Source organism: Agrobacterium sp. LMR679, from assembly GCF_027157905.1.
Classification (GTDB): domain Bacteria; phylum Pseudomonadota; class Alphaproteobacteria; order Rhizobiales; family Rhizobiaceae; genus Agrobacterium; species Agrobacterium leguminum.
On record NZ_JAPVOJ010000002.1, the window covers coordinates 578,453 to 601,065 of the forward strand.

Consider the following 22,613-nt stretch of genomic DNA (forward strand, 5'->3'; position numbering starts at 1 on the left):
TTATCGCCTGACCGGCACCTGCTGTTCGACAAGGCCGAAACAGCGGGCGATGATGGCGGTGAGAATGAGATAAAAAACGGTGACGACGATCAGCGGCTCATAGACCAGCAGCGTATCCTGCCGCACCTTGTAGGCGACGGCGTAGAGGTCCATCACCGTCACGGTGAAAGCAAGCGGCGTGGCTTTAAGCTGCATCACCACCTCGCCGGCAATGGTCGGCAGCGCGATGCGGATGGCGCGCGGCAGCCAGATGCGGCGAATGAGGGTGAAACGGCCCATGCCGAACGCCCTGCCCGCCTCCAGCTCGCCTTTCGGCACCGCCAGCAGCGCGCCGCGCAGAACTTCCGCCTCATAGGCCGCATAATTCAGCGTGAAGCTGACGGCCGCGAAGAAGAACCCTTCGCGCAGCACCGGCCACATGAAGCTCTGGCGCAGGCCGGGGATCATCGGCAGAAGCGAGCCGACGCCGTAATAAAGCAGCCAGAGCTGGATGAGCAGCGGCGTGCCCCGGAAGAAGGTGCAATAGGCCCGCGCCAGGATTTTCGTCACCCGCCCGCCGCTCACCTGCGCAAACGCAAGCCCGATGGCCAGAAGAAACCCGATGCTGACGGAGATGACAAGCAGCGCCACCGTCTGCCATGCACCCGAAAGAAGCAGCGGCCAATATTTCGCGACCCATGAAAAATCCATGCCGTCCCCTCCTCAGGCCAGGGCCGGCTGGCCGCGCCGCACGCGGCGTTCGAGCAGCGAAAAAACGAGGTTGGAAACGAGCGTGATGGCGAGGTAAAGCAGGGCGGCGGCAAGGAAGAACAGGAAATATTGCTTGGTGCTGGCACCGGCGAGACGCGTCGCGAGCGCCAGTTCCTGATAACCGACGACCGCCACCAGGGCGCTGTCCTTGGTCACCGCAAGCCAGAGATTGCCGAGCCCCGGCAAGGCGTTCGGCAAAAGCGCCGGCAAAACCACCCGGCGGAACCGTAAGGCCGGCGACATGCCGAAGGCGCGCGCCGCCTCGATCTGCCCGCTCGGAATGGCAAGGATCGCCCCGCGCAGCACCTCGGTCATATAGGCCCCCTGCACGAAACCCAGAACCGCAACGGCGGCAACGAAACCGTTCACCTCCAGCGGCGGCATGCCGGCGAGCAGCAGCAGCCGGTTGAGGCCGTCAGTCCCGGCATAATAAAGCCCGACGATGAGGATCAGCTCGGGAACGGCGCGGATCGCGGTGGTATAGAGATTAAGCAGCAGGCCAAGAGGCCTGTTGCCCGAAAGCTTGCCGAGCGCCCCGGCCATGCCGATGGCAAGGCCGATCAGATAGGCGCCGGCGGAAATGGCAAGCGTCGACGCCGCACCCTTCAACAGGGTGCCGCCCCATCCCGGAGGATAGGGAGACAGAAGTTGCAACGTGGTTTCAAGGCTTGCCATATGCGTGACCGATCAGACCGAATTACTGCCCGTAAATATTGAAGCTGAAGTACTTCCTGGTGATCTCGTCATATTTGCCGCTGGCGCGGACGGCGGCGATTGCCGCATTCAGCTTGGCCTTGAGTTCGGTGTCTTCCTTGCGCAGGCCGCCCGAAACGCCGAGACCGAGGATTTCCTTGTCGTCGGCGACATCGCCCATGTCGGCGCAGCAATCCTTGCCGGCATCGCTCTTCACGAAAGCGTCGAGAACGATGGAATCGCCGAAGACGTAGTCGATGCGGCCGGCCGCGAGATCCTGAAATGCCTCGTCCAGCGTCTGGTAGGTCTTCTCATCGGCGACACCGGCGAAATATTTCTTGTAATATTCGGACTGGATGGTGGCCACCTGAATGCCGATGGTCTTGCCCTTGACGTCCTCGGCCGTCGCACCCGCCTTTTCGCCCTTGGCGCCGATCAGCTTGCTCGGCGTGTTGTAATATTTATCGGTGAAATCGATGATCTTCTGGCGCTCTTCGGTGTTCGACATGGACGACCAGATGACGTCGAATTTTTTCGTCTGCAGCGCCGGGATGAGACCATCCCAGGAGAGCTCCACGATCGAGCATTTTTCCTTCATTTCCGCGCAGACGGCGTCCATGAGATCGATTTCCCAACCCTGCCACTTGCCGCTGGCATCCTTGGCGAAGAAGGGCGGGTAGGCCTCGTTCATGATGCCGAAGCGCACGTCGGCGCTGGCGGTGAAGGCGGAAAACGCAAATGCCGTTCCGGCAAGCAGCGTGGCGAAGAATTTCATTCAAGTCTCTCCTGTTAAAACGGATTGTCAGGCAAAAGGGTCAATTGGCAAGCGCGCCGGTAAATTCCCGGCATCGGGCGCTCAAGGGGTTTCCGAACACCTGCGCCGGCGGCCCCGCCTCCTCCACCCGGCCCTGATGCAGAAACACGACCTGAGAGGAAACATCGCGCGCAAAGCGCATTTCATGGGTGACGAGCAGCATGGTGCGGCCTTCCTCGGCCAGATCGCGAATGACCTTCAGAACCTCGCCCACCAGTTCCGGATCGAGCGCCGAAGTGGGTTCATCGAACAGCATCACCGCCGGCTCCATGCAGAGCGCACGCGCAATCGCGGCGCGCTGCTGCTGCCCGCCGGACAGGAATGCCGGATAGGCGTTTTTCTTGTCATAAAGCCCGACCTTGTTCAGCAGGGCTTCGGCCTTTTCAACCGCCTCCTGCCGCCTGACGCCGAGAACATGAACGGGCGCCTCGATGACGTTTTCGATAACCGTGCGATGGGCCCAGAGATTGAAATTCTGGAACACCATGCCAAGGCCGGTGCGCAGTTTTTCCACCTGCCGCCAGCTTTTCGGCACGGCCTTGCCGTCGCGGCCGGTTTTCGTGGCGATTTCCTCGCCATTGACGATGACGCGGCCGCGATCCGGCGTTTCGAGAAAATTCATGCAGCGCAGAAAGGTGCTTTTGCCGGAACCGGAAGACCCGATGATCGAGATGACATCGCCCTTGTGGGCCTGCAAGGAAACGCCCTTCAAAACTTCATGCGTGCCGAAGCTCTTGTGGATGTCATCCGCCTCGAGCGCGCAGGCGCCTGTATCTGCCATCGATTGACCTTGCCGATCCGTTTTTTCAGTGCCGCCACGCCAATAGCCGGGGTTTCGCGGCGCGACGTGCACGATAACAAAGACTTGAGCCGCGCATGTTTAGCGAAAATAGCCGCAGACGCGCGCAACAATCGGCTCTTTTACATATTTGCAACGAAAAATCATTTCAAAATATCATCTGGAGCGAATGACAGGGGAGGCCTGTCCTTGCAGGGGCGCCGGGGCGACGCCCGCTCCACCGCCGGCTCTCTCCGGTTCTCCCTCCGCCTCGTCCTCCACGAGGCTGGCATTGGCCTGAAGATGCAGGCCCATCACGGCCACGATGAGGAAGAACCAGACGAACCCGGTGCTGAGGAAAAACAGCGTTTCCAGAAAGCCGTAGAGCAGCACATAAAGCCACACGCCGACATAAAGCCGCGTCAGCGGACTGTTGCGCGTGGCCTCGTTCATTTTGCCGAGATAGTGCAGCGGCAGGAGATAAATCCACACCATCACCAGCACCAGCCCCGGCACGCCGCCGGCCAGCAGAAGGTCGAAATAACCATTGTGCGAATCCGGCGCGGTCGTCGCCCAGGTATTGTTCTCGGTGAAACTCGACATCAGGGCGTCGCTGCGCCAGAAGGCCTGATAGCCGTATCCGAGGAGCGGGCTTTGACGGATGTAATCGATGGCGACGGTCCAGATATCCCGTCTGCCGGTAAAGCTGGCGTCGAGCCCGAGCTTTGTCAGCATCTGCGAAAAGACGGGATCGACCGTAGTGCCGACGGTCACCAGCGCAAAAACCGCCAGAAACAGGGTCACGACCGGGTAGCGCCAGCGCGGCCAGCGCAGGATGAACCAGCCTGTCGCAATGATGATCGGCATCAGCCCGAGCGCGGTCTTGCCGCCCGACTTGACCAGAAAGACCAGCGACAGCAACAGCACCGACAGCCCGCCGATGAAAGACCAGCGCTTGCAGAGATAAATGCCGACGATGATCAACACCGCCATGACCGAGGCGGCTTCGTTCTTATGACGGAAAACCCCGCGCCAGTCCCCCGCCAGCAGCGGCTCCAGCGCGTCGCTTGCCTGATGGATCGAGCGCGAGGGCAGCACGGTGATTCCGAAATAGCACAGGAACAATATGATCAGGGCGCATGTGGCAAGCAGCGTCGTGAAATGCCGCTCGGTGCGCGGCAGTTGCAGGAAGCCGCCGGCAAGCACGCAGATAATGGCGCACATGACCAGCCGCCTCAGCGAAAACAGCGGCGCTTCGCCCGCAAGCGAGGTCAGGACAAACCAGCCGAAAATCGCCGCCATCAGCAGGCGCGGCATGAAGAGGATGGAAAACGACCTTTCCTTCGCCATGAAGGCCAGGAAACTGAAAAACAGGATGATCGCGGTCAACTGGTTGAGCAGGTTGGACCCGGCCGCCATGGCGGAGCCCTGATAGGTCGATGAGAGCGAGATATAGGGCGAAAAGCCGACCGTGAAAAACAGGAACGTCACGTAAAACAACGCGTCCCGCCAATAGCCACGCCCCTGTTCGCCATGCGCTGCATCCATAAGGGGTTTTCTCTCCCTCTTTCCTGAAGCCACCCGCATCGAGACTCGTGCTTCGCATATTCGATAATACGAATATCCCCCGCAAATCCTATTTTTTAGTTATCCTTCATGCACGGGAAAATAGCACCGCGATTGTGCGCTTTTCCTCGGGGAATCGGAGCCGGGAGACAGGGGACAAAGCCGCTGCTTCTAGAGGCTATACTTCAAAACCCCAAAAAAACATCCACAAAAAATGCTCCATATTTCATCCATCGGTTGCTTACTTAAGTATATTTTGTTAACCTCAAATAATGCAGCGACATTAAATTAATGCGTTGATATAAAACAATTTTATATCTTATTGGACATTTCACATCCCACCGGATTTCGGGTTTTATATCTATATTAAGACATTCAAATATACGCTGCCTATGGTTGATTTCGTCAATGCGTAAAAAGGTGGGGGCCGACGGTGGACGTTCCGATACACACCCATATGGACGATGGCGACAGCGGTCACTTGACACAACGCCCGGTTCAAATCGGTGTGTCCGGCATCCGCCCCATGCGCAGGGAAGACGTTCCGGCTGTCGAAGCCGTGCTCAACAGCGCTTTCAGGAAGACCGGGCAGGAGCGGAACTTCGATTTCGGCTCCTATATCGAAAAACTGTTTTTCGGCAGTCCCGCCTTCAGTCGGGAAAATGGCAGCGTTGTCTACGATGCCGGGGAGAACGGGGTCACCAGCGTCATCCTCGCCGTGCCCATGCGCTTCGTTGCGAATGGAAAAACCATTACCGCAAGGCTGCTCTGCGCCTTCGCATCGGACGGCAAACGCGGCGCACTCGGCGCGGCGCGCCTGTCCCGCGGCATGCGGGCCTCCAAACATGACATGTTGTTCTCGGATACGGCTTCACCCGTCAGCGCCGATCACTGGGTGGCGACCGGCGGCAACATGCTGCCGATTGAAAGCCTGCAATGGCACAAGGCGCTCAAGCCCTTCTGCACCATCGCGCTGCGCATGCCGCGCCGTTCGAAACTGGCAAAGACCACGCTGGCGCTCGCCGCGCTCGGATTTGTGGATGGAATCCTGCGCCGGTGGAAAAAGGGTCTGAGACCGCAGGAGGCTGCCGGCGCTACGGTGAGAACCGTGGATTACGAAACCTTCCGCCGCAGGGCGCTCGCGATGATCGAGCGTTTTTCCATTCGCCCGGAATGGTCTCACGAGGAATTCCACTGGCTGATAGAGATGAGCAGGGCCAATGAAAGCCTCGGTGAGCTGAAGGGCGTGCTGATCGAGAACGCCGAAGGCCATGCCATGGGCGCTGCGCTGTTTTTCGGCCAGCGGGGGAGAACGGCCTATGTGCTCAATCTCGTCTGCGATGCCGGTTGCGAAAACGATGTGCTCAACACCCTGTTCCGCCATTTCGATGACGAGAACTATGCCCATGTCACCGGCATGGCGCAGCCTTTCCTCATCAACGCGCTTTACCGCCAGAACCACATGAGCTTCCGGCATGACGGCTATTTCTGCATGGCGACGCGCGATGACGCCCTGCGGGAAAGGGCGCTGGCCGGCGATATCTATATTGGCGGACTGTGCTCGGAGAGCTGGAGCAAGCTCATCACCGACTATTGAGCCCTCCGCCCCGCCTCGAGACGGAAGACGGATCGAAACCCTCAAGCCTTGCTGAACCGCCCGACATTGGCCGAGATGAGATGCCGCAGCGCTTTCGCATAACGTTTGGAGCGCGTCTTGGCCGCCAGCGCGCTGGTCCAGTCCACCATCGATCCGTTGATGTCGAAATCGCCGAGCTGGCCTTCCGGAATATCGCCCTTTTCGATGCGCTCGACGATGGAGGCGAGCGCCGCATAAAATTCCGGCGAGCGATAGGGCGGATGCAGTGAATACATGCCCTTGCCCGTGCCGAGAAAATCGAGGCGATAAACACCCGTGCGCATCATGTTCGTGCTCAGCACCTCCTCGGCGGGCATCGAGACAGGCTGCTGGTTATAGGCATAGGAGCGGATGCGCCGTTTGACATCGGGCCTGAGCAGTTCCAGCGAGCCGATGCGTTTCGCAAAACGTTCCATGTCGATCATGAAAAGCCGGGTGGACACGGTGGCGAAACGCCAGGTGGGAATGCGCGACGGCAGCTTGCGCGGCGCAGGTATGTTCTTCACGCCGGGCATGCCGACATGGCGGGAAATATCCAGATCGCCGCGCACCGTCGGCGGCCCGGAAAAGGGCGTGATGCACAGCGCATCCGGATTGGCCTTCTGGAGCGCGATGGCCTCGCCGAACCAGCTCTGGCTGCCGCCACCGAACATCATATCGCTGTCCATATGCAGCACATAACGGGCATTGGCGCGTTTCAGCCCGTAGAAATAGACATGGAAAGGCCCGCCATCGAAAGCCTTGGCGGGATAGGGGATCGGCGAGCGGGGAAAGAAGGTTTCCGCCACGGCGCTGCGCGCCGCATCGCTGTAATCGACGATATCCACGGAGAGATGCGGATAATTGGTCTGCATTTCCTCCAGCATGTCGAAGAGACGCTGGCGCGCCGCATCGAAACCATTGCCCTTGTAGCGGCCGGCCCCCACCTGGCCCGTATCGACCGTGAGCAGAATGCGGTCCACCTGTCCGCCCCAGACCCTGAGCTGATGCGGCAGGGTCAGGGCCGCATGCGGGGCGTCGAAGGGGTGCAGGTTGATTTGCAGCGCCTTTTGCACGGGAGGAAGCGGCATTTCAGCATTCATAGTCATGCACCACGGTTCCGGAATTCATTGATGATGGCCATCATGGGTTTTTCGTTGAAACTCCAGTCCAGCGGCAGCGGCCGGTTGGCGGTGCCGTCCCGGCGCGGATAGGCCCAGCGGATCCAGCTATATTGATCCGAGATGCCCCATGTGGTGATGGAGGAAAGCGCGCCGCCCGCGGAAGCCGCCTCCAGAAACTCGCGGACCTGGCCGTTGATCAGCATATCGCGTTCGGTCTCCGGCGCGGGCAGCGTCTGGTCCATCACATCCAGCTCCGTCACCAGAACGGCAAGACCGTAACTGCGCATTTCCGCCGTGAAGGCGGCAAGCTCGTCCTTGGCGATCGGCCAGCCGCCGCGCAAATGCCCCTGCAGGCCGACGGCGTTGATCGGCGCGCCCTTCTCCAGCAGTTCGAGAATGAGATTACGGAAGGCGGCGCGTTTGGCCGGCGATTTCTCGGCGGCAAATTCCACATCATATTCGTTGAGCACGAGCTGCGCTTTCGGATCGACCGCATGGGCGATCTCGAAAGCTTTCTTGATGGCATCCGGCCCGGCGCCGTAATACCAGGCATCGCGCCGCGCGCGCACATTGCCCGGCACGTCGGGTATCGGCTCGTTGACCACGTCCCAGCTGTGGATCACGTCCTTATAACGCTCCATCACCGTGACGATATGGGTCTCCATCAGCTTCTCGACCTTCACGCCGCCGCCGATGCTCGCAAGCCAGGGCGCGTTGGAGGCATACCAGATCAGCGGATGGCCGTGCATGGAAAGCTTGTGCTGACGGGCAAAATTGGCGATTGCATCGGCGGCGGCGAAATCGAACACCTCCGCCGAAGGCCGCAGGACCTCCCATTTCATTTCGGTAACGGGGGTGATGCGCGAGCAATATTTCACCACCGCCTCGCCGATGCGGCTATCGGCGGTGAGATCCGGCAGGTAAACGGCCGCGCCGTAAGGGGCGGTTTTACTCGCCGCTTTCTTCTGCGCGGCAAAGGCCGGGCCGGCCACGGCATGCAGCAGGCCAGCGCTTGCCGCACCGCCCATAAAATTCCGCCGCCCAATCCGCATGCACCCGCCTCCGCAACCTTTATTCCCAAAACATAACATTCCGATCATAGGAAAAGGATATTAAAGATTTGCAAGGTTAACCGACGTTATACCACGTCATAATTGGCCAGACCCGCTTAATGCGGTAGTAACTTCGCTGTGCGAATTCTTGGCCCACGCCGCATGGAGTTTGAAGTCTTGGTTTCCGTTTCGATTGTCATTCCCGTTCGCAATGGCGAGCGTTACATCGTGGAAGCGATCGAAAGCGTGTTGCTGCAGGGCGAGACCATCGGCGAAGTGCTGGTGGTCGATGACGGCTCCACCGACACCACCGCACAAAAGGTGGAAGGTTTTTCCGACCCCCGCGTCAAATTGCTGGCCCGGCCGCAGGGAAGGCAGGGCGTTTCCGCCGTGCGCAATTTCGGCCTGTCGCAGGCGCGCGGCGAATGGACGATGTTTCTCGATGCCGACGATCGCCTTAAACCGGGCGCCATCGCGGCCCTTTGCGCCGGCATTTCCGGGCCGGATGTCGTCGCCGTCTATGGCGATTACGAGCGCATCGATGAAAACGGCGTCAAGATCGGCCGGCGCAATCTCATTCGCCGCCGGGAAAAACCCGATGGTTTCATCCTCCAGCCGCTGCTCGGCGGCAACTTCATCGTCAATGGCGGCATCATGCTGGTCAGGACCCGCATCTTTCAGGAATTCGGCGGTTTCGACGAGACTTTGCGTTATGCCGAAGACTGGTATGGCTGGTGCAGGCTGGCCGCCGCCGGCCGTTTCGTTTACCTGCCCGGCTGCCATGTGCTGGATTACCGCGTGCACAGAACGAGCGTGATGATGAACCGGCTTTTGACCTTCCGGGATTGCGAACCGGCAATCGAGGCCGTGTTTTCCGACCCGGCCATCGTCGCTGCCGTTTCGCCGCCGGAGTTGCGACGGCTTCGCCGCCGATCCGAAAACCACATGAACGCCTATACCGTGGCGCAGGCCTTCCGCGCCCGGCGCTACCGCGAGGCCTTTTCGGCGCTGGCCGATACCTTCCTCAACCGCCCGCGCCAGAGCCTCAGGGCCGTCGTTTTTTCCGCCGCAGCGCTTGCCGGAATTTAGGAGTTTCCATGTCCGAGATCATGCCGGAAGCGGTGGTGTGCATTCCGAGTTTCCGCCGGCCGGAAGGCCTGAAAAAGACGCTTCGGTCACTCGCAGCCCAGAAGGTCGATTTTCCCTTCGCCATCGTCGTGGTCGATAATGACGGCGCGGGCCAGGCGGGTCTTGCTGTCGCCCGCGCCTTTTTCGCCGAAAGCGGCATGGCCGGCGAGGCATTGGTCGAACCGACGCAGGGCAATTGTTACGCCATCAACACGGCCTTCCGCACCGCCCGGCAAAACTATGCTTCGGCTGAGTGGTTCCTGATGATCGATGACGACGAGGCCGCCTCCCCCGTCTGGCTTGCCGAAATGGTTGCGGCGGCGAAATCCTTCGGCGTCGATATCGTCGGCGGACCGGTCAACCGGGAATTCGACGCACCCGCTTCGAAGGCGGTTCTCTCACATCCGCTGTTCGGCTCCATCGAAGCCCCGACCGGCCCCGTCGAGCAAATCCACGGATCGGGCAACTGCCTGATCTCACGGCGGGTTTTCGAGACGCTGGCGAAACCGGAATTCGACGTGCGCTTCAACTTCCTCGGCGGCGGCGACATGGATTTCTTCACCCGCTGCCGCAAGGCCGATTTCAAATTCGCCTGGAATGCGCAAGCGCTCATCATCGAATATGTGCCGGAAAACCGCATGGCGCCGCGCTGGATCATGGAGCGCTCGCTCCGAACCGGCATCATCAATTACAGCATCGACCGCGCCCGACGCCCCGGCCTGAAGGGTGGGCTGCTGCTTGCCGCCAAAAACGCCGTCAGCCTGTGCCTGTCTCTTGTCCGCGCCGTTTCCGCCTTTGTGAAAACCGGAACCCTGCTGCCAGCCACGCATCCGCCGCTGATGTCCATCGGCCGCGTGATGGCAAGCCTCGGCATTACGCTCACGCCCTACAAGGCGCCGGCGAAGAAGAGCTGAAGCGGGATAGCTTCGGCTCAGCCAAGGGTTTTTTGCCTGCCGAGCGAGATCGTATTCGTGAGCCGTTTCTGGAAACCGAACGACGACAAGGCCGTCGCGAGGACGAGGAGCGGCACGAGCACCGGCCAGAAGAAACAAAGGACGATGCCGGTCACGCGATAAAAATCCCAGTCCTTGCCGCGGCGGGCACCTTCGATATAGGTCATGGCGAGAGAGGTAACGGTGCCAATTCCATATATGAAAAGAGAAATGGACGTAATCACCATTGGTGGCCTCAATAAATCTATGATTCGAATAAATTTGTAATATTGATGCACTGTAGCGCAGATGTTCGCAGTTGCAACGGATTTCGGCGACGCAGCGCATCCTTTCAATAAGTTAGAACAATCTTATATTGTCGGGCGGGAGGCGAACGCGCGCTTTATTCTTCGCGTAGCGGCAGCTTGTCGCGATGATCTAGCGGCCTTGTCCCGAAGCTCCGAAGCGATACTTCAGCAGCGAATATATGGCGATAGGATTGGTCAGCAGGTAACGTTTTCCAAGCCGCTTCGGCTCGAGCATGGCCCGGTAGAGCCATTCCAGCCCCATATCCTGCATCCATTGCGGCGCCCGGCTGTTCTTGCCGGCGAGGAAATCGAAAAGGCCGCCGCAGGTCTTGATTACGGCGATGCCGGAAAGCCTGTCCAGATTGCGCGAGACGAAACGCTGCTCCAGCGGTATGCCGAAGCCAACCCAGAGAATATCCGTCCCGGATGCCGCGATATCGGCGAGGATCGCCTCTTCCTCGGCCCGGCTGAAATAACCGTTGCGCCGCCCCGCAAATACAAGGCGCGGATAAAGCCTCTGCATTTCCTCGACCGCCGCGCGGTTCACCTCTTCGGAACCGCCGAGGAAATAGAAACGGCTACCGGTCTCTTCGGCGCGCTTCGCAACCGCATGAACGAGATCCGTGGTCGCAACCCGCTCTCTCAATGCCTTCGGGCAGAATTTGCGGGAGAAGATCACCAGCGACATGCCGTCCGCATGGATCTGGTCCGCCTGCCGAAGCATGGCGTCGAATTCCCGGTCGTGATGGCAGAGCGCGATGACCTGACCGTTTGCCGATGTCGAATAAAACGGTTTTGCACCGGCCGCACGCGCCGTCGTCGCGCGCAGGATGAAATCCCGCGCGGTTTCGTCGATGGTCGCGTCGGTAATGGGCAACGCCGCAAGCGGAATAACCGGCCAGACCTGGCCAGTCCCCTCCGCATCCGGCATCTCTCTCCCTGTCATAATCTGTCCGGTGTCCAAGATAGGCATCGTTTCATTGTTATATTCACGCTTATGCTTAGGGTATAAGGCTTCAAACACTACGAAGAACTATCATTAATATTTTTATAAATCCCCGTATGCGGCAGCCATTTTACACGCCTGAAGGTTGTGCGCCACATTTTCCGCCTATTCCGGTTTTCCAGCCGATGGGTTAAGGGACGCGGAAATCAAACCACGGAAGGGCTCCGGCCATGGAAACAATCTCGATCGACAATCGCGGCGATTTCGGCCTCTGGGCGATAGAACGGGCGAAAGAAATCGTCGCCAACGAGGCGTCCGATCTTGCCATTTCGGTTCGCGACGGTGACGAGGCCGGCATTCGCGATGCCGGCAATGCACTGGGCGCGGCCATCGCCGCCGCGCTGCTCGAGGTTTATGACGGTCTGATTTCGGAAGAATAAGGCGACGCGCAGCCGCCTTGTCTTACCGCGCCGCGACATCCGCGTGGTCGTCCCGGCGAAGATAACCCCAGAGACCGAGCGCCACGGCAATTGCCAGACCAAGGAACAGGCCGCCCATGCCGCCGGCGATCAGGAACGTCAGCTTGCCCGGCGGCCAGCTTCTGGAATCGGGCGCAACCGGCTGAGAAATCACCCGTACATTGGTGGAATCGATCGACTGCTGCTCGGCAAGCTGGCGGGAGCGGGTGAGATAAGTCTCATAGATCGCCGCCGCCGAGCGGGCGTCGCGATCGAGATCGCGCAGCCGCACCTGCGCCTCATTGTCGGTAAAGACATTGGCGCGTTCCGCCACCGCTTTCAGCCGCAGGGCATCGAGTGAGGAGCGCGCCTCCGCGACGTTGATCTTTGCCGCTTGAAGGATACGCCGCGCCTCATCCGCCATTCCCTGTTCCAGCATCGCCCGCTCCGCACCCGCGGTTGCAAGACGCGGATGGCGCGCGCCATAGGTCAGCGTCATCGCACCGATCTGCTGTTGCAGCGTGCTGTATTGCGCACGGATCGTATTCATCGTTTGGCTGTCGAATATGGCGTCGCTCTGGGTGCGGTTCTGCGCAATCGCCGCCTCCATCTGCTTGAGGCGCGATTCTTCCTGAATGAGGCGCTGCTGGGTCGCAAGCACCTGAGCGTTCAGCTCACCGGAAGCCAGATTGCTGACGAGCTGGCCGTTATTTTCCTGCAGGCCGTTCTCGCGGCGGAAATTGGCCACGCGCTTTTCGGCGGCGGTCACATTCTCGCGCATTTCCTCGAGCCGCTTCCTGAGATCGTCAACGACGCGTTGACTGCTGTCGGAGTTTGTCTGGAATAGCTCGCTTTCGAAAGCCTTCACGATGGCCTTGGAGACAGTCACCGATTTTTCCGCGTCATTGGTCCAGACCGAAAGCGTCACGACAAAGGAGCGCGGGTCGCGTTCCGCCGCCACCCGATCGCCGAGCGAACGAAGCGCACCGACCCGGTTGTCGTCATCTTCCGGTTTCGATGAGAACATCGCCTTCAGCCGGGCGAGCGGCGGTGGACTGATGAATTCAGGGTCCTGATCGAGCTTCAGCTCGTCCACCACCCGTGCCAGCACGTTGCGCGAGGTGATGGTGCGCAGCTTGCTTTCCACCTCGAGGATTTGCGTGTCGCGCTGCTGGTTGGGCGAAAACACGCCGTCATTGACGACATTCAGGTTGGAGGGATTAACGACGATATCCGTATAGGCCTTGTAGCGCGGCGGCGTCATGGAGGCATAGGTCAGAGCGCCGGCAACGCAGAGAACGATTGCCAGCACGATCCAGACAATGCCTTTGCGAAGCCAGAGGATGACGTCATCCACACCGATCCTGTCGATATGTTTCAGGCCCGGCAGCGCAGTCGCCAGACTGCCGCTCGGCGAAGCCGTCTTCACCGGCGTCTCGGCCGCAGCCGGCTCGGCGACGGTTTTCGCCGGTTTCGGCTCCAGATGCTCCTTTAGCACCGTACGCTCGAAAACCTCGTCCTCATCCACCAGATCGTCCAGCAGGGAACCATGGGTTCTCGCGGCAGGCGCCGTTTTTTCATCGAGCGGACGTGCCTGCTTATGTCCCGCCTTTTGAAGCCTGTACATCAGCCAATCCAACTCGAACGAACCACAAAAAGGCCGGCAACAGAGGGTTCCCATCGTCGCCAGAGCCGCTATCGACGGACAAGTTTAAATATGACGGGTGAATTTTAGGTTACCCGCATCAGTCCCGCCATCATCGCCTATTCGCGTCCGCGTTGAAAGGGATGATTGACTTGAATGGATCGATACGGTTCTTTCAACCGTTATATTTTTGCATTATCCATTTGACCCTCAAAGATTTTATCGAAACGGAGTTTGGAATGAGCCTGAAATTTGGAACGAGCGGCCTTCGCGGCCTCTCTGTCGATCTGAAAGGAAAAGCTTCTGCCGTCTATGCCACGGCATTTGCGAGGCACCTTCTCACATCGGGCCAGGCAAAGGCGGGCGATCCCATTCTCGTCGGCCGCGATTTCCGCGATTCGAGCCCGGATGTTTCCGCCACCTGCATCGCCGCGCTCAAAAAAGCCGGCCTGACCCCGTTCGATTGCGGCACGGTGCCGACACCCGCGCTGGCGCTTTACGGCCTGTCGCTGAAGGCCGGCGCGCTGATGATCACCGGCTCGCATATTCCGGCCGACCGCAACGGCATCAAGTTCTACCGCCCGGACGGCGAAATCGACAAGCAGGACGAGACGGCGATTGCCGCTCTTGCCGCCGAAATCGAAGCGGAAGGCATCAGCGACGAGGCGGCGACTGCCGAAGACCATTCCGCCACCGCAGCCGAACTTTTCTATGAGCGCAACATCGCGCTGCTGCCGGAAAAGGCGCTCTCCGGCCTCAAGATCGGCGTTTACCAGCACAGCACGGTGGCGCGCGATCTCTTTGTCGACGTGCTTGCCCATTATGGTGCGGATGTCGTTCCGCTCGGCCGCTCCGAAACCTTCATTCCTGTCGATACCGAAGCGGTCTCGCCGGAAACGCTGGCCCTTCTCAAGAAATGGTCGCCGGAGCACGGTCTCGACGCCATCGTTTCCGCCGATGGCGACGGCGACCGTCCCCTGCTGACCGATGAAAACGGCGTGCCGCTGCGCGGCGACCTCATCGGCCTGATCACCGCCAATTTCCTCGGCGCCGGCGTGGTCGTCACCCCCGTCACCTCCAATTCCGGCATCGAGGCGAGCGGTTCGTTCGATGTCGTCCGCACCAAAGTCGGCTCCCCCTTCGTGATCGCGGGCATGGCTGAGGCGCTCGCCGCCGGCAAGAACGGCGTCATGGGCTTCGAGGCCAATGGCGGCCTGCTGACGGCGTCTGCCTTCACACTTAACGGCCGGGCGCTTTCGCCGCTGCCGACGCGTGACAGCTTCCTGCCGGTTCTCGCCGTGCTGCTTCTCTCGGCAGAACAGAAAAAGCCGCTGTCGCAGATCGCCGCCGCCTATAACCTGCCGGTCGCCGCCGCCGACCGCCTGGAAAATTTCGCGCAGGAAAAGAGCGCCGCCCTGATGACGCATCTGCGCGCCTCGCGCAGCAATCTCGAAGCCTTCCTCGCACCGGTCGGCACCGTGAAGGCGCTCAGCGACATCGACGGCCTGCGCGTCGCGCTTACCGATGGCAGCACCATCCATTTCCGCCCATCCGGCAACGCTCCCGAAATGCGCTGCTATGTCGAAGCCGCCAATCAGGACGAGGCCGAAACGCTTCTGAACAAGGGACTCGATCTCATTCGCAATTTTGGTTGAGAGTGGATGCCGCATACGCGATGGTGTAAGCTGCGCGCATGAAAAGAACGGACGCAATCAGGAAACTCAAGCGCCACGCCCATGCAGTGAAAAGCATGGGCGCGACTTCGCTCTATCTTTTCGGATCGACGGCCCGCGATGAGGCCCTTGCCTCCAGCGATCTGGACATCTTCATCGACTATGATCCGGGCCGCCGTTTCTCGTTGATCGATCTCGTCGGTATCAAGCAGTTTCTGGAAGAAGAATTGGCCGTGGAAGTCGACGTGACGACACGCAACAGCCTCCACCCGCTGCTCCGGAATGACATCGAACAATCCGCCGTACGGATATTTTGATGACCAGACGCAGGGTCGGGCCGGTTCTCGCTGAAATTCTTGAGGCCATAAACGGCATTGAGACCCACATCGCAGGCGGATGACGTCGTTTGGGCCGTGGTCACCGAACATGTGGCGCCGCTCAAAATCGCTGTTGCGGCCATTCAACGATCCGTCGAAGGTGAAAGCTGAGGACTTATCAGCGCCGTGTCCCAAATGTCGCACCCCGCCCGTGCCCTGTTGCTCTTCCGGCTCCATGGAGCGATAAGGACCGGAGGGCCACGAGAGGCGGATTATGAGCGGCGAGACCATTACCCTTTATGAAGCGATAGGTGGCGATGCGACCGTCAGGGCGCTGACCCGGCGCTTCTACGAATTGATGGATACCCTGCCGGAAGCGGCGCGCTGCCGCGCCATCCATCCCGCCGATCTTTCCGGCAGCGAGGCGAAGTTTTACGATTATCTGACGGGATATCTTGGCGGACCGCCCGTTTATGTCGAGAAACACGGCCATCCGATGTTGCGGCGGCGTCATTTCGTCGCCCCCATCGGCCCCGCCGAGCGGGATGAATGGCTGCTCTGCTTCCGCCGCGCCATGGACGAGACCATCGAAAATCCGAAGCTTCGCGAGATCATCTGGACGCCGGTCGAGCGACTGGCCTTTCACATGCAGAACCAGGAGGCGGACAGCCAATGACAACGCAGAGCGCGACCATCGCAAGCCTGCCCCGCGACAGATTGCGGGCCTTCATTCTGTTGCTGGGTGGCCTTCTGGGTGCTGCGGGCGTCATGCTAGCTGCCGCCGCCACCCACACCGGCGAAACCTATATGCTCGGCAATGCCTCAGCCATGGCGCTGGCGCATGCGCCGGTGCTGGTGGCGCTCCATATCGGCGCGGATCGCGTCAGAACCGCAATTCCGGCAGGCCTGATCCTCGGCCTCGGCACCGCGATCTTTGTCGGCGATCTCGTCACCCGGCATTTTTCCGGCCACAGCCTGTTTCCCTACGCCGCACCCACGGGCGGCCTCGGCATGATCGCCGGATGGCTGGTACTGTGCGCGGGAGCGTTTCTGAAGCCGAAGGGTTAGGCTTTAGCCCTAACGCCGCTTCCAGCGAAACGAGAGGATATTGCGGCCCTCTTCGGCCGCCGCGCCGATTTCGAAGGACGGCGTTTCACCGGGCTGGCGGGTGCGCAGATGGGGAAAGGTCACCACATTGCCGCCGCTTCTGGCAAGGCGGTTGCGCCTTTCGCGTTCACCGATGATTTCATAAATATCCGTCAGGGCCGGATCGGCAGCCTGCTCGGCCATCTTGTGCAGTTCCACGCGGCAGGCTTCTGCTACCGCGGGCTCTTCATCGTGGAAATTACTGCGCTCGTCGCTCATCGCTGGAGGTCCGTTCATTCATGGTCTGCAGCGCCCGCTCCAGACTGGATTTGCTGCCGTTGCGCAGCGGAATGAACGTCTTGCCGAATTTCTTGCAACCGGACTTCACCCGCAGACACGCATCGTGGCTGATACAGTCGATCGGGCAAAAAACGCAGTCGACGGAGGGAAGCACGGTATCGATGCGCGAGACGGCTTCACGCAGGCCGCCATCGTGATGAATGAGCTCCGCCCCGAAATTGCTGGCGATCTGGCGAAGATGCGCAACCTGACAGTCACGGCCGCCGACATAAAGAAAGCTTTTCGGACCGGAAAGCTGCTGTTCGGCCACGTCCTTTTCGGTCTGTGGCGCGCCCTTGCCCTGCTTGCCGCCGCGTTCGGCCTTCTTCTTTTCCTTACGTGCCATTCCCTCACCTGCCGGTTGATTTTTCAATGCCCCGGACGTTCGGGATGCCGGCACCATAATAAAGATGAGTTTTGGAGTAAAGTATAAAGGTGATAATTTTCCTCATGTTTTGACATAAAGAATCGATCACATATTCGAGAGAATGGTTCCGTTCAGCCGTTTATCCGCAATCCGCCCATGAAAAGCTGCTCCAGATGCCGGGCCGCATCCTCAAAACGGCCCTCGCCGCCATTCTTCTCGCCCAGCACCGCCCGCACCTGCACATCGAAATCCGCATAATGCTGGGTGGTCGACCAGATGGAAAAAATGAGATGATAGGGATCGCATTTGGCCATCCGCCCGGCCTTCACCCAGGCGCGGATCACCTCGGCCTTTTCATCCACCAGTTGTTTCAGCGGCCCCTTCAGCTCATCTTCGATATGCGGCGCGCCCTGCAGGATCTCATTGGCGAACAGGCGGCTTTCACGCGGGAAATCGCGTGACATTTCCAGCTTGCGACGAATATAGGAGCGAATCTCGCTTTCAGGATTGCCCTCGGCATCGAAAGCGCGCAGCGGGTCGAGCCATGTGTCCAGCACCCGCTCTATCAGCGCGCGATGCATCGCCTCCTTGGTGCGGAAATAATAAAGCACGTTCGGTTTCGACATGCCGGCCGCCTCGGCGATCTGATCGATGGTGGAGCCGCGAAACCCGTTTGTGGAAAAAACACTGAGCGCGGCTTCAAGAATCGCTTCCTGCTTTTCTTCCTGAATGCGGGTCCGCTTCTGTGTTTTCGCTGCGCGCGGTATGGCCATTCTCAGCTCTCTGTTTCTTTTCCATGCAATTGCCGTTACAGTATGCTTAAAAAATAATCTACGCGTACAGTTTAGGCAAAATTACTGCGATTCGTCACGAAAATCCCTTGCTGACGCCACCGCGAATTTGCAATGTTTACCAGCCGGTCAATTTATCCCCCATCGCCATCACAAGGCAATGGCTGTTATCTTAACCGGCAAAAAAGGGAACGGCACAAGCTTTGCTTCGATAAAAACAAAACAGGTGAGGACGACACTTCATGGCGGCGGGTAAGAACTTGACGGTCAATGGCGACCGTCTGTGGGACAGTCTGATGGATATGGCGAAGATCGGCCCCGGCATTGCCGGCGGCAATAATCGCCGCACGCTGACGGATGAGGATGCGGAAGGCCGCCGCCTGTTCCAGCGCTGGTGCGAGGCGGCGGGCCTGACAATGGGCGTCGACCGCATGGGCACCATGTTCGCCACCCGCCCCGGCGAGGATCCGGACGCGCTTCCCGTTTATATCGGCAGCCACCTCGACACCCAGCCGACCGGCGGCAAGTTCGATGGCGTGCTCGGCGTGCTGGCCGGGCTGGAGGTGGTGCGCAGCCTGAATGACCTCAACATCAAGACCAAACACCCGATCACCGTCACAAACTGGTCAAACGAGGAAGGCGCACGCTTTGCCCCGGCCATGCTGGCCTCCGGCGTCTTCGCCGGCATTCACGATCTCGATTATGCCTATGGCCGCACCGATACCGACGGCAAGACCTATGGCGACGAGCTGAAGCGCATCGGCTGGCTGGGCGAGGAAGAGGTGGGCGCGCGCAAGATGCACGCCTATTTCGAATATCACATCGAGCAGGGGCCGATCCTGGAAGCCGAAAGCAAACAGATCGGCGTCGTCACCCATGGCCAGGGCCTGTGGTGGCTGGAAGTGACGCTGACCGGCAAGGAAGCCCATACCGGCTCCACCCCGATGGCCATGCGCGTCAATGCCGGCTTAGCTGCCGCCCGCATTCTCGAAAAGGTGCAGGAAGTGGCCATGGCCCACCAGCCGGGCGCCGTGGCCGGCGTCGGCCAGATGATCTTCACACCCAATTCCCGCAACGTGCTGCCCGGCAAGGTGGTCTTCACCATCGACCTCAGAACCCCCTCACAGGCGAAACTCGACAGCATGCGCGCCATCTTCGAACGCGAGGTGCCGCAGATCGCCGAAGAACTCGGCGTCGGCTGCTCGATCGAAGCCATCGGCCATTTCGATCCGGTTACCTTCGACCCCGTTCTGGTCGGCCGCGTGCGCTCTGCCGCCGAAAAACTCGGCTACAGCCACATGGACATCATCTCCGGCGCCGGCCACGATGCCTGCTGGACGGCACGGGTCGCCCCCTCCACCATGATCTTCTGCCCCTGCGTGGACGGGCTTTCCCACAACGAGGCCGAGGAAATTTCGCCGGAATGGGCCGCCGCCGGCTGCGACGTGCTGCTGCATGCGGTGCTTGAGACTGCGGAGATCGTGGAATGACCGCCACCATCATCAAGAACGGCACCATCGTCACCGCCGACCTCACCTACAAGGCCGATGTGAAGATCGAAGGCGGCAGGATCACCGAGATCGGACCCGATCTGACCGGCGGCACGGTACTCGATGCCACCGGATGTTACGTCATGCCCGGCGGCATCGATCCGCATGTGCATCTGGAAATGCCCTTCATGGGCACCTATTCCGCCGATGACTTCGAGAGCGGCACGCGCGCGGCGCTTGCCGGCGGCACCACCATGGTGGTGGATTTCTGCCTGCCGGAGCCCGGCCAGTCGCTTCTTGATGCCCTGCAGCGATGGGACAACAAGGCGACGCGCGCCAATTGCGATTATTCCTTCCACATGGCCGTCACCTGGTGGGGCGAGCAGGTCTTCGATGAGATGAAGACTGTGGTTCGGGAAAAAGGCATCAACTCCTTCAAGCACTTCATGGCCTATAAGGGCGCTTTGATGGTGAATGACGACGAGATGTTCGCCTCCTTCTCGCGCTGCGCCGAACTGGGCGCCATCCCCTTCGTGCATGCGGAAAACGGCGATATCGTTGCGCAGATGCAGGAAAAACTGATGGCGGAAGGCAATGTCGGGCCGGAGGCGCATGCCTATTCCCGCCCGCCCTCGGTGGAAGGCGAGGCCACCAACCGCGCCATCATCATCGCCGACATGGCCGGCGCCCCGCTTTATGTCGTCCACACCTCCTGCGAACAGGCGCATGAAGCGATCCGCCGCGCCCGCCAGAACGGCATGCGGGTCTATGGCGAACCGCTGATCCAGCACCTGATCCTCGACGAAAGCGAATATGCCAATGCCGACTGGGATCACGCCGCCCGCCGGGTGATGTCGCCGCCCTTCCGCAACCGGCAGCATCAGGACAGCCTCTGGGCCGGCCTCGCCTCCGGCTCGCTGCAATGCGTGGCGACCGACCATTGCGCCTTCACCACGCAGCAGAAACGCTTCGGCCTTGGCGATTTCCGCAGGATACCGAACGGCACCGGCGGGCTGGAAGATCGCATGCCGCTGCTCTGGACCCATGGCGTGGCGACCGGCCGCCTGACGATGAACGAATTCGTCGCCGTCACCTCCACCAACATCGCCAAAATCCTCAACATCTATCCCAGAAAGGGCGCGATCCTCGTCGGCAGCGACGCCGATATCGTCGTCTGGGATCCAGCGCTGGAAAAGACCATCAGCGCGGCGAGCCAGCAATCGGCCATCGATTACAACGTGTTCGAAGGCCAGAAGGTCAAAGGCCTGCCGCGTTACACCCTGTCGCGCGGTCTCATCAGCATCGAGGAGGCCACCATCGAAACGCAGCCGGGCCACGGCCAGTTCATCGCCCGCGATGCTTATCCGGCCGTCAGCCGGGCGCTTTCCACCTGGAAGGAACTCGTCGCGCCGCGCAAGGTGGAGCGCAGCGGCATCCCTGCATCGGGTGTATGACCGTGAGCGCCGGGCCGAAACGCGAAATCGTCATCGCCGCAGCCGTTCTGCTCAACGAGCGGCGGCAGATGCTTGTCGTGCGCAAGCGCGGCACCACGCAATTCATGCAGCCGGGCGGCAAGATCGATCCCGGCGAAACGCCGGAACAGGCGCTTCACCGCGAACTAGCCGAGGAAATCGGCCTGACGCTGCCCGAAAATGCCGCCCGTTATGAAGGCGTCTTTCGCGAGGAGGCCGCCAATGAGACGGGGGCCGACGTCGTCGCCCATACATTCATCGCCAGACTTCAGACAGAGGTCGCCCCGCAGGCGGAAATAGAGGAAGTGCGCTGGCTCGATCTCGACCGCCACACCGGCATAACGATCGCCAAGCTCACGGAAACCCAAATGCTGCCGCTGGCGCGCGCGGCCCTGACGGAAAGCGAAACCAAGCCCAGATGAACCAGGCCTCACCCTATTCCGTCGTTTCCGCCAGAAATCTCGGCCTCACCTTTGAAACGGGCGATGGCCCGGTGCACGCACTCTCCAATGTCGACCTGGAGGTCGGCAAGGGCGATTTCGTCTCCTTCATCGGCCCTTCCGGCTGCGGCAAGACCACCTTTCTGCGGGTCATCGCCGATCTGGAAAAACACACATCCGGCGGCATCACCGTCAACGGCACGACGCCGGAAACCGCCCGCCGGGACCGCTCCTACGGTTATGTCTTCCAGGCCGCCGCCCTTTATCCATGGCGCAGCATCGAAAAGAACATCGCCCTGCCGCTCGAAATCATGGGCTATACCAAGGCCGAGCAGCGCGAGCGCATCGAGCGCACGCTCGATCTCGTCAACCTCAACGGTTTCGGCAAGAAATATCCCTGGCAGCTTTCCGGCGGCATGCAGCAGCGCGCCTCGATTGCCCGCGCGCTCGCCTTCGATGCCGACCTGCTGTTGATGGACGAACCCTTTGGCGCACTGGATGAGATCGTGCGCGATCACCTCAACGAACAGCTTCTGAAACTCTGGGATACGACCGGCAAGACCATCTGCTTCGTCACCCATTCCATTCCGGAAGCGGTGTATCTCTCGACCAAGATCGTCGTCATGTCGCCACGGCCGGGCCGGGTGACGGATGTGATTACATCGACGCTGCCACGGGAAAGGCCGCTCGAGATTCGCGAGACGCCGGAATTTCTGGCGATTGCGCATCGGGTGCGTGAGGGGTTGAAGGCGGGGCATAGCTATGAGGGGTGAGGTCATCGCCAGCTTTACCCCCCTCTGCCCTGCCGGGCATCTCCCCCTCAAGGGGG

At 60.3% G+C, this 22,613-nt stretch carries 24 protein-coding genes and 1 pseudogene; 12 read left to right on the forward strand and 13 right to left on the reverse strand.

Annotated features, from left to right (window positions below; translation table 11 throughout):
* The 5 genes from O3W47_RS13625 to uppW all read right to left on the reverse strand — a co-directional run bounded on the left by O3W47_RS13625 (window position 1) and on the right by uppW (window position 4,583).
* Window positions 1–690, reverse strand: a complete 690-nt coding sequence (locus O3W47_RS13625; protein ID WP_269313958.1) for an ABC transporter permease — start codon at window positions 688–690, stop codon at window positions 1–3.
* A gap of 12 nt (window positions 691–702) precedes the next feature.
* A complete protein-coding gene (locus O3W47_RS13630; RefSeq protein WP_035262440.1) occupies window positions 703–1,425 on the reverse strand; it encodes an ABC transporter permease in 723 nt (240 codons plus the stop codon).
* Window positions 1,426–1,447: 22 nt separating this feature from the next.
* Complete coding sequence (locus O3W47_RS13635) at window positions 1,448–2,218, reverse strand: transporter substrate-binding domain-containing protein (protein WP_080815993.1); 771 nt, start codon at window positions 2,216–2,218, stop codon at window positions 1,448–1,450.
* Between the two features lie 40 nt (window positions 2,219–2,258).
* A complete protein-coding gene (locus tag O3W47_RS13640) occupies window positions 2,259–3,038 on the reverse strand; it encodes an ABC transporter ATP-binding protein (protein ID WP_137003913.1) in 780 nt (259 codons plus the stop codon).
* A 174-nt stretch (window positions 3,039–3,212) separates the two neighbouring features.
* A complete protein-coding gene (gene uppW / locus O3W47_RS13645) occupies window positions 3,213–4,583 on the reverse strand; it encodes a Wzy-type polysaccharide biosynthesis protein UppW (RefSeq protein WP_080815989.1) in 1,371 nt (456 codons plus the stop codon).
* 544 nt (window positions 4,584–5,127) lie between these two features.
* Between uppW and O3W47_RS13650 the strand changes: the two genes are divergently transcribed.
* Window positions 5,128–6,198 carry a GNAT family N-acetyltransferase gene (locus O3W47_RS13650; protein WP_269314840.1) on the forward strand — a complete coding sequence of 357 codons (1,071 nt, stop codon included), beginning with the start codon at window positions 5,128–5,130 and terminating at the stop codon, window positions 6,196–6,198.
* A 41-nt stretch (window positions 6,199–6,239) separates the two neighbouring features.
* Here the strand turns inward: O3W47_RS13650 and uppG are convergent, their stop codons facing one another.
* Window positions 6,240–7,319, reverse strand: a complete 1,080-nt coding sequence (gene uppG, locus O3W47_RS13655) for a polysaccharide biosynthesis glycosyltransferase UppG (RefSeq protein ID WP_269314841.1) — start codon at window positions 7,317–7,319, stop codon at window positions 6,240–6,242.
* Between the two features lie 2 nt (window positions 7,320–7,321).
* Entirely contained in the window at window positions 7,322–8,392 is a 1,071-nt protein-coding gene (gene uppI / locus O3W47_RS13660; RefSeq protein WP_269313959.1) for a polysaccharide biosynthesis UDP-hexose transferase UppI, read from the reverse strand.
* A gap of 177 nt (window positions 8,393–8,569) precedes the next feature.
* Between uppI and uppH the strand changes: the two genes are divergently transcribed.
* Together uppH and uppJ are read left to right on the forward strand one after the other, a co-directional pair.
* Entirely contained in the window at window positions 8,570–9,481 is a 912-nt protein-coding gene (gene uppH, locus O3W47_RS13665) for a polysaccharide biosynthesis endo-1,4-beta-xylanase UppH (RefSeq protein WP_233283546.1), read from the forward strand.
* 8 nt (window positions 9,482–9,489) lie between these two features.
* Window positions 9,490–10,434: a polysaccharide biosynthesis UDP-hexose transferase UppJ gene (uppJ, locus tag O3W47_RS13670; RefSeq protein ID WP_269313960.1), complete on the forward strand. Its 945-nt coding sequence runs from the start codon at window positions 9,490–9,492 to the stop codon at window positions 10,432–10,434.
* Window positions 10,435–10,451: 17 nt separating this feature from the next.
* Here uppJ and O3W47_RS13675 read toward each other — a convergent pair whose 3' ends face one another.
* Both O3W47_RS13675 and uppL read right to left on the reverse strand, forming a co-directional pair.
* The gene (locus tag O3W47_RS13675; protein WP_161987844.1) at window positions 10,452–10,700 is read right to left on the reverse strand and encodes a hypothetical protein; all 249 of its coding nucleotides are present in this window, start codon (window positions 10,698–10,700) and stop codon (window positions 10,452–10,454) included.
* Between the two features lie 190 nt (window positions 10,701–10,890).
* Complete coding sequence (gene uppL, locus O3W47_RS13680; RefSeq protein ID WP_125145532.1) at window positions 10,891–11,691, reverse strand: polysaccharide biosynthesis UDP-hexose transferase UppL; 801 nt, start codon at window positions 11,689–11,691, stop codon at window positions 10,891–10,893.
* 245 nt (window positions 11,692–11,936) lie between these two features.
* Here uppL and O3W47_RS13685 point away from each other — a divergent pair, with 245 nt between their 5' ends.
* Window positions 11,937–12,146 (forward strand): hypothetical protein, encoded by a 210-nt coding sequence (locus O3W47_RS13685; RefSeq protein ID WP_003509414.1) that lies wholly within the window; start codon window positions 11,937–11,939, stop codon window positions 12,144–12,146.
* A 22-nt stretch (window positions 12,147–12,168) separates the two neighbouring features.
* Here O3W47_RS13685 and uppM read toward each other — a convergent pair whose 3' ends face one another.
* Window positions 12,169–13,791: a polysaccharide biosynthesis protein UppM gene (uppM, locus tag O3W47_RS13690; protein ID WP_269313961.1), complete on the reverse strand. Its 1,623-nt coding sequence runs from the start codon at window positions 13,789–13,791 to the stop codon at window positions 12,169–12,171.
* A 257-nt stretch (window positions 13,792–14,048) separates the two neighbouring features.
* Here uppM and uppO point away from each other — a divergent pair, with 257 nt between their 5' ends.
* The 4 genes from uppO to O3W47_RS13710 all read left to right on the forward strand — a co-directional run bounded on the left by uppO (window position 14,049) and on the right by O3W47_RS13710 (window position 16,867).
* Window positions 14,049–15,464: a polysaccharide biosynthesis phosphomannomutase UppO gene (gene uppO, locus O3W47_RS13695; protein WP_196380281.1), complete on the forward strand. Its 1,416-nt coding sequence runs from the start codon at window positions 14,049–14,051 to the stop codon at window positions 15,462–15,464.
* A gap of 38 nt (window positions 15,465–15,502) precedes the next feature.
* Window positions 15,503–15,799, forward strand: coding sequence for a nucleotidyltransferase family protein (locus O3W47_RS13700; RefSeq protein WP_003520575.1), 297 nt, complete (start codon window positions 15,503–15,505; stop codon window positions 15,797–15,799).
* Between the two features lie 274 nt (window positions 15,800–16,073).
* The gene (locus O3W47_RS13705) at window positions 16,074–16,475 is read left to right on the forward strand and encodes a group II truncated hemoglobin (RefSeq protein WP_035220023.1); all 402 of its coding nucleotides are present in this window, start codon (window positions 16,074–16,076) and stop codon (window positions 16,473–16,475) included.
* Window positions 16,472–16,867: a DUF423 domain-containing protein gene (locus O3W47_RS13710; RefSeq protein ID WP_269313962.1), complete on the forward strand. Its 396-nt coding sequence runs from the start codon at window positions 16,472–16,474 to the stop codon at window positions 16,865–16,867. Before O3W47_RS13705 ends, O3W47_RS13710 begins: the two co-directional genes overlap by 4 nt.
* Before the next feature lie 9 nt (window positions 16,868–16,876).
* Here the strand turns inward: O3W47_RS13710 and O3W47_RS13715 are convergent, their stop codons facing one another.
* From O3W47_RS13715 to rutR, 3 genes and pseudogenes are all read right to left on the reverse strand, one after another.
* A complete protein-coding gene (locus tag O3W47_RS13715) occupies window positions 16,877–17,164 on the reverse strand; it encodes a hypothetical protein (protein WP_137004377.1) in 288 nt (95 codons plus the stop codon).
* Window positions 17,145–17,468, reverse strand: a pseudogene (locus O3W47_RS13720) (DUF2325 domain-containing protein); the annotation flags it as partial. The gene O3W47_RS13715 and the pseudogene O3W47_RS13720, both read right to left, overlap by 20 nt.
* Window positions 17,469–17,722: 254 nt before the next feature.
* Window positions 17,723–18,364: an HTH-type transcriptional regulator RutR gene (gene rutR / locus O3W47_RS13725; RefSeq protein WP_003520582.1), complete on the reverse strand. Its 642-nt coding sequence runs from the start codon at window positions 18,362–18,364 to the stop codon at window positions 17,723–17,725.
* Between the two features lie 260 nt (window positions 18,365–18,624).
* Here rutR and O3W47_RS13730 point away from each other — a divergent pair, with 260 nt between their 5' ends.
* From O3W47_RS13730 to O3W47_RS13745, 4 genes are read left to right on the forward strand one after another with little or no spacing between them, the layout of a single operon-like run.
* Window positions 18,625–19,872: a Zn-dependent hydrolase gene (locus O3W47_RS13730; protein WP_269313963.1), complete on the forward strand. Its 1,248-nt coding sequence runs from the start codon at window positions 18,625–18,627 to the stop codon at window positions 19,870–19,872.
* Window positions 19,869–21,326, forward strand: coding sequence for a dihydropyrimidinase (gene hydA, locus O3W47_RS13735; protein WP_269313964.1), 1,458 nt, complete (start codon window positions 19,869–19,871; stop codon window positions 21,324–21,326). The genes O3W47_RS13730 and hydA overlap by 4 nt, the downstream gene beginning before the upstream one ends.
* Window positions 21,323–21,766 (forward strand): NUDIX hydrolase, encoded by a 444-nt coding sequence (locus O3W47_RS13740; RefSeq protein ID WP_269313965.1) that lies wholly within the window; start codon window positions 21,323–21,325, stop codon window positions 21,764–21,766. Before hydA ends, O3W47_RS13740 begins: the two co-directional genes overlap by 4 nt.
* A complete protein-coding gene (locus O3W47_RS13745; protein WP_269313966.1) occupies window positions 21,763–22,557 on the forward strand; it encodes an ABC transporter ATP-binding protein in 795 nt (264 codons plus the stop codon). The genes O3W47_RS13740 and O3W47_RS13745 overlap by 4 nt, the downstream gene beginning before the upstream one ends.
* The last annotated feature ends 56 nt before the right edge of the window (window positions 22,558–22,613 follow it).